Genomic DNA, 6,920 nt, shown 5'->3' on the forward strand with positions numbered 1-6,920 from the left:
ATATTTGCTACTATGAATTATTTTAAAATTGCTTTGTTTGTTTTATTTCTAAGTTGTCTATCTGTAAAGGTAAATGCACAATTTATAAGTATTGATGATCAAAAAACACCCCAGCAGCTTGTTGAAAATATTTTAGTAAACAGTTCATGTGTTACTATTACAAATACATCAGGAAAAGGAGATGATTTTAGTCCCGGTCAAAAAAGTTTTGCTTATTTTAATGCCGGTTCAACCAGTTTTCCTTTTACTGAAGGTATAGTTTTAGCAACTTCTAAAAGTACAAACGCAATTGGTCCTTATAAAAGTGATTTAGGTGAGGGAAATACAAAATGGCTAGGTGATTCAGACTTAGATCAAACTTTAGGAATTAGCTCTATAAATGCTACTGCATTAGAATTTGATTTTGTACCATTAACAAACTTTTTAAGTTTCAATTATATTTTTGCATCAAATGAATATCAATCTTTTTATCCATGTGTTTATTCTGATGGCTTTGCATTTTTAATTAAAGAAGTCGGAACAACCGATCCTTATAAAAATCTGGCTGTACTTCCTAATACAAATACACCGGTTTCGTCAACAAATGTTCATCCAAAAATTGAACCTAGTGTTGCCATTAATGGGGACAAATATGACGGCTGCGCAGCTAAAAACGAAATTTATTTTAATGGATTAAATAGTGATTCGAGTCCTGTAAATTATGCTGGACAAACTGTTGTCATGAATGCGCAGACTACTGTAATTGCAGGAAGAAAATATCACATAAAACTCATTATTGCAGATGATAAGAACCAATATTATGATTCAGCTGTGTTCTTAGAAGCTGGAAGTTTTATTTCAAAAATTGATTTTGGAGAAGATCGCACAATTGCAACCAATAATCCCGCTTGTTTTGGAGAAAAAATTCTTTTAGACAGCAAACTTTCCGCTACTGATCATACATTTAAATGGTATAAAAAAGATAATCCTGCTACAATTTTAGGCACAAATTCAACTTTTGAAGTTGCAGAAGCCGGAACTTATAAGGTTGAAGCTACTGTAATAGGCACGACATGTGTATTATCCGGAGAAATAAAAATTGATTATGCTCAGCAAATCCTTTCGACAAATACTACCTTAATACAATGTGATGATAATACAGATGGAATTTCAATTTTCAATTTAACGAAAGTAAATAATATCATAAAAAATAATGATTCGGAAATTCTAAACAGTGGATATTATGAATCATTAGCTAATGCACAAGCTAAAATAAATCCAATTTTAACGCCTGAAAAATACACGAATAAATCAGCCTCTCAAATTATTTTTGCAAGACTAGAAAACAAGTACGGTTGTTATAAAATAGCCGAAATAACATTACAAATTTCAAATACAACTATTGCAAGTCAAAACCCGGTAGCTACATGTGATGGAGATGAAATACAAGACGGTTTTTATCAATTTGATCTAAGTGCAGAAGTTACTCCTCAAATTATTTCAGGGTTACCAGCTGGATTAACTGTTCAATATTATTTAGATACAAATACTGCAGTAACAGAAACAAATCCTTTAGCCAATATCTTTAAAAACACAACAGCTTTTACACAAACAATCTATGCGAGAATTGTTAACGGACCGGATTGCTATGATATAGCTCCGATTACACTTGTTGTAAACACTTTTGATCCGCCAAATTTTGAAGATGAATCTAAATATTTATGTAAAGGAGATGAAATTGATCTGACAGTTGCTACAGGATTCTCAAGTTATTTGTGGAATACAGGAAATACAACAAATACAATAACTGTAAATGCAGCCGGAGATTATTCAGTTACTGTAAAAGACGCAAATGGTTGTGAGAAAACTAAAAAATTCAAAATAATTTTATCAGAACCAGCAACTATAACAGGTGCAGTAATAAAAGATTTTTCTGCCAATGAAAATTCAGTTTTACTGGAATATACAGGAGTTGGAAACTATGAGTTTTCATTAGACGGAATTGTTTTTCAAAAAGATCCATTATTTAACAATGTTACTCCTGGAATTTATAATGCTATTGCCAGAGATCTAAATGGCTGCGGTTTATCAAACTCTTATCTTATATATGTTTTGGACTACCCTAGATTTTTTACTCCAAACGAAGATGGATATAATGATTTGTGGTTTATTAAGAACTTAGATCAACTACCTAATTACACGCTCTTTATTTTTGATCGTTATGGTAAATTACTAAAACAAATGAACCGAAACAGCAGTGGTTGGAATGGAATCTTTAACGGACAATTATTACCGTCAGATGACTATTGGTTTAATCTAACTTTTGTAGATGGTAAAATTGTTAAAGGTCATTTTAGTTTAAAAAGATAACGGTACAAAATTCCAAATTTCAATGTCATAAAATAAAAAATCCCAAACTCCTTACGGAATTTGGGATTTTTATATTGAAATTTAAAACCTTAGATTTTATATCTTTTTCTATCAGTTTCTGTCAAATAGATTTTTCTCAAACGAATAGATTTTGGAGTTACCTCTACATATTCATCTTTTTGAATGTACTCTAAAGCTTCTTCAAGAGAGAAAATAATTGGCGGGATGATTCTTGCTTTTTCATCATTTCCAGAAGAACGAACGTTAGATTGTTTTTTCTCTTTTGTTACGTTTACACACATATCATCAGCACGAGAGTTTTCTCCAATTACCTGACCTTCGTAAATTTCAGCATTTGGTTCAACAAAAAACTTACCACGATCTTGCAATTTATCGATAGAATAAGGAATAGCTTTTCCTTTCTCCATAGAAATCAACGAACCTTTGTTACGTCCTGCAATTTCTCCTTTGTAAGGCTCATATCCAATAAAACGGTGTGCCATAATAGCCTCACCAGCTGTTGCAGTAAGTAATTGATTACGTAATCCAATAATTCCACGAGATGGAATATTAAATTTTACAATCATACGTTCCCCTTTAGTTTCCATAGAAAGCATTTCTCCTTTACGCATTGTAACGAATTCAACTGCTCTACCTGAAAGGTTTTCCGGTAAGTCGATTGTCAATTCTTCAATTGGCTCACATTTTTTACCATCAATTTCTTTGATGATAACTTGTGGCTGACCAATTTGCAACTCATATCCTTCTCTTCTCATTGTTTCGATAAGAACAGATAAGTGAAGTACTCCACGGCCAAAAACCATGAATTTATCAGCAGAATCAGTTTCACCTAACTTCATAGCTAAGTTTTTCTCCAATTCTTTTGTTAATCTTTCTCTAATATGACGAGAAGTTACAAATTTACCTTCTTTACCAAAGAAAGGTGAATCGTTAATTGTAAACAACATACTCATTGTTGGCTCATCAATTGCGATAGTTTGTAAAGCTTCAGGATTTTCAGCATCGGCGATAGTATCTCCAATTTCAAAACCTTCAACTCCAATAATAGCACAGATATCTCCAGCAATTACTTGTTGTACTTTTTTACGGCCTAAACCTTCAAAAGTATGTAATTCTTTAATACGTGATTTTATAACTTTACCGTCTCTTTTTACCAAAGAAATTGGCATACCTTCATTCAAAATTCCTCTTTCAAGACGACCAATAGCGATACGACCTGTAAATGCAGAGAAATCTAAAGAAGTAATCAACATTTGAGGAGTTCCTTCTGATACTTTAGGAGCTGGTACATTTTTGATTACCATGTCTAATAAAGGCTCAATGTTGTCAGTTTGGTTTTTCCAATCGTCAGACATCCAGTTGTTTTTAGCAGAACCATAAACAGTTGGGAAGTCTAATTGCTCTTCAGAAGCACCTAATTCAAACATTAAGTCAAAAACTTTTTCATGAACTTCTTCAGGAGTACAGTTTTCTTTATCAACTTTGTTGATAACTACGCATGGCTTAAGACCTAAGTCAATCGCTTTTTGTAATACGAAACGAGTTTGTGGCATTGGACCCTCAAAAGCATCAACTAGCAAACATACACCATCGGCCATGTTCAATACACGTTCTACTTCACCTCCAAAATCCGCGTGACCTGGAGTGTCAATAATGTTGATTTTAGTTCCTTTGTATTGAACTGATACGTTTTTAGAAGTAATAGTAATACCTCTCTCACGCTCTAAATCGTTATTATCAAGAATTAAATCACCTGTATTTTCGTTGTCACGAAATAATTGACAGTGATACATAATTTTATCAACCAAAGTGGTTTTACCGTGATCGACGTGGGCAATAATTGCAATATTTCTAATAGATTCCATCTGAGATTTTTAATGGGTGCAAAGGTACACTTTATTTTGATATAAAAAACGTTTCTTTGATAGTTTGCGTATCTCCAAGTAATTAGTTCAACTCTCAATGTTAATTTTAAGGTCAAAATGAAATCTAATTTTTGCTTAATTATGGTTAATTTAATTATATTTGAGTAATGAAAAGTAAAACTATCCAAATTACTCTAATCTATATTATGATTTCGTTATTTGTGACTATAATCTGTCATAAATTACTCACTAGTTTTATCTCCTCTAAAGAAAACTTTTATTTTTTCATTATAAAAGACATCATCTTCATTTTAATTACTGGTCTTGTTTTCAAATACATACTTTCAAAAAACGAAAGCAAAAATGTCTCAATTTTCGAAAAATTAAAACAGACAAACGAAGAAATCAAAGAATCAAATGAAAAATATGATATTGTAGCAAAAGCTACCAGCGATACTATTTGGGATTGGAAAATACAGGAAGACCGCATTAACTGGAACAAAGGAATTGAGAGCGTTTTTGGATACAAACAAGAAGAGGTTGGTAAAACTTCAAAATGGTGGTTTGACAAAATTCATCCCGAAGACAGTATCAGAATGTCTATAAAACTATATTCCTTTATAGAGCAAAAAACCGAAAAATGGCAGGATCAATATCGCTTTAGATGCTCAGACGGAACCTATAAATATGTTTTAGACCGGGGCTTTTTACTTAAAGACGAAAATGGAAGAGCTATTAGAATGATCGGAGCAATCCAGGATATTACTAAACAAAAAGAAGAAGAACAACGATTGAAGCTTCTCGAAACTGTAATCACACAATCGAAAGATTCGATTTTAATTACAGAAGCGAACTCTATAAACGGAAAAATACCTAAAATTGTTTATGTAAATCCTGCATTTTTACAAATGTCAGGCTATCATTCAAATGAAATAATTGGAAAATCAACTAATATTTTCAATAAAGGACCAAATTCAGATTCGGATGAATTAAAAAAACTTTTGCGAGCTATTAAAAATGAAGAAGAATGCTTAATAGAAACTATAAGCTACACCAAACATAAAGAAGAATACTGGGTGCGTTTTTCTATGATTCCAATTTTTAATAATGAAGGAGTAATTTCACATTGGATTTCGATTCAACGAAATATTACAGATGAGAAAAAACTAGAAACAGAAAAAGAACATCTTATTCGCGAATTAACACAAAATAATAAAGATTTAAAACAATTTTCATACATCACATCACATAACCTGCGCGCGCCTTTGTCTAATTTAATTGGACTTTTAAATCTTACCGAAGATATTCCGATAGAAAACACGGAATTAAAAGAAATATTAGCCGGTTTTAGCAAGTCAACTCACTTATTAAATGAGACCATTAATGATTTAGTAAAGGTTATTATTATTAAAGACAATCCTTCAATGCAAAAAGAAGAAGTCTCTCTAAAAGAAGTATTCGAAAACGTATTTAGCCAACTATCATTTCAAATCGAATTACACAAGCCAATAATCAAACTTAAGTTTGACAGAGTGCCATTATTAAACACAAACAAAGCTTATATTGAAAGTATTTTACTTAATTTACTCACCAATTCTATAAAATATAAATCAGAAAACAGGAAACTAAAAATATCTATAACTGCTGAACAAATAGATCATCAAGCCATTCTAACCTTTAAGGATAATGGAATTGGAATTGATATTGAAAGAAATCGCGATAAAATTTTTGGATTATATCAAAGATTTCACAATTACCCAGATAGTAAAGGATTAGGATTATACCTTGTAAAATCTCAAGTAGAGACTATGGGAGGCACTATTAGTATAGAAAGTGAAGTTAACAAAGGAACTACTTTTACAATAACATTTAAAAATTAATTATTATGCTTGAGCAAATTTTATGTATTGATGACGACCCTATCACACTAATGCTATGCAAAAAAGTGATTGCGAAATCTTCTTTTTCTAAAGAAATCATTACAGCTCCAAATGGCGAAGAGGCATTACATCATTTCAATACATTAAAATATAACAACAAAAACAAAATAAGCAAAAAACCGGAATTAATCTTTTTAGACTTAAATATGCCTGTAATGGGTGGTTGGGAATTTTTAGACCATTTTACCTCTAAGGCTTATTCTGAATTTAATACCGCAAAAGTTATAGTATTATCATCCACAATTGATCCGCACGATCTGGCCAAAGCAAAAAAATATCCTATAATAATAGATTTTCTTTCAAAACCAATTACAAAGCCTATGTTAGAATATTTAAAAAAGAAAATGGAACTTTAAAAACATACAATCGAAAAACCAGATTCAAATATTTCTGTAGAAGTATTTGAATCTGGTTTTTTTTATTAGAAATAGAAATGGATCAACACATATTGTTGTGGGGAAATATTATAATCTTGATATTTGTATTTTAAAAATAAATAGCAATGCAAGATTCTTTTATCGATATCCTTAAGTTATTGTTGCCTGAGATAATAGTTGATTACTTTGAACTTACTTCTTATAAGAAGGGAGATGATATACTTCATTTGTATTTAAAAGAGATTAATTCAATTCCCAAAGAATACAGAGACTCTAAATTAAGCTCAAAGGGATTCTTTGAAGAAATAACGGTTCAGGATTTTCCTATTCGTGGTCATCAGGTATATCTTCACATTACTCGCAGAAGA

At 31.2% G+C, this 6,920-nt stretch carries 4 protein-coding genes and 1 pseudogene; 4 read left to right on the top strand and 1 reads right to left on the bottom strand.

What is annotated here, in order from left to right:
* Positions 1-12: 12 nt before the first annotated feature.
* Positions 13-2,349: a choice-of-anchor L domain-containing protein gene (locus SD960_RS17870; RefSeq protein ID WP_318805116.1), complete on the top strand. Its 2,337-nt coding sequence runs from the start codon at positions 13-15 to the stop codon at positions 2,347-2,349.
* A gap of 89 nt (positions 2,350-2,438) precedes the next feature.
* On the opposite strand, the gene typA is transcribed toward SD960_RS17870, so the two are convergent.
* Positions 2,439-4,235, bottom strand: coding sequence for a translational GTPase TypA (typA, locus tag SD960_RS17875; RefSeq protein ID WP_318805117.1), 1,797 nt, complete (start codon positions 4,233-4,235; stop codon positions 2,439-2,441).
* Between the two features lie 167 nt (positions 4,236-4,402).
* On the opposite strand from typA, the gene SD960_RS17880 reads away from it, so the two are divergent.
* The 3 genes and pseudogenes from SD960_RS17880 to SD960_RS17890 all read left to right on the top strand — a co-directional run.
* Positions 4,403-6,115 (top strand): PAS domain-containing sensor histidine kinase, encoded by a 1,713-nt coding sequence (locus SD960_RS17880; RefSeq protein WP_318805118.1) that lies wholly within the window; start codon positions 4,403-4,405, stop codon positions 6,113-6,115.
* Positions 6,116-6,120: 5 nt separating this feature from the next.
* Positions 6,121-6,531, top strand: coding sequence for a response regulator (locus SD960_RS17885; RefSeq protein ID WP_318805119.1), 411 nt, complete (start codon positions 6,121-6,123; stop codon positions 6,529-6,531).
* Between the two features lie 146 nt (positions 6,532-6,677).
* Positions 6,678-6,920, top strand: a pseudogene (locus tag SD960_RS17890) (DDE transposase); the annotation flags it as partial.

The organism is Flavobacterium sp. MMLR14_040 (assembly GCF_033657265.1).
GTDB lineage: Bacteria > Bacteroidota > Bacteroidia > Flavobacteriales > Flavobacteriaceae > Flavobacterium.

Coding starts and splice junctions, on each gene's coding strand:
- typA (WP_318805117.1), bottom strand. CDS start 4,235: ATGGAATCTATTAGAAATATTGCAATTATTGCCCACGTCGATCACGGT.
- SD960_RS17885 (WP_318805119.1), top strand. CDS start 6,121: ATGCTTGAGCAAATTTTATGTATTGATGACGACCCTATCACACTAATG.
- SD960_RS17870 (WP_318805116.1), top strand. CDS start 13: ATGAATTATTTTAAAATTGCTTTGTTTGTTTTATTTCTAAGTTGTCTA.
- SD960_RS17880 (WP_318805118.1), top strand. CDS start 4,403: ATGAAAAGTAAAACTATCCAAATTACTCTAATCTATATTATGATTTCG.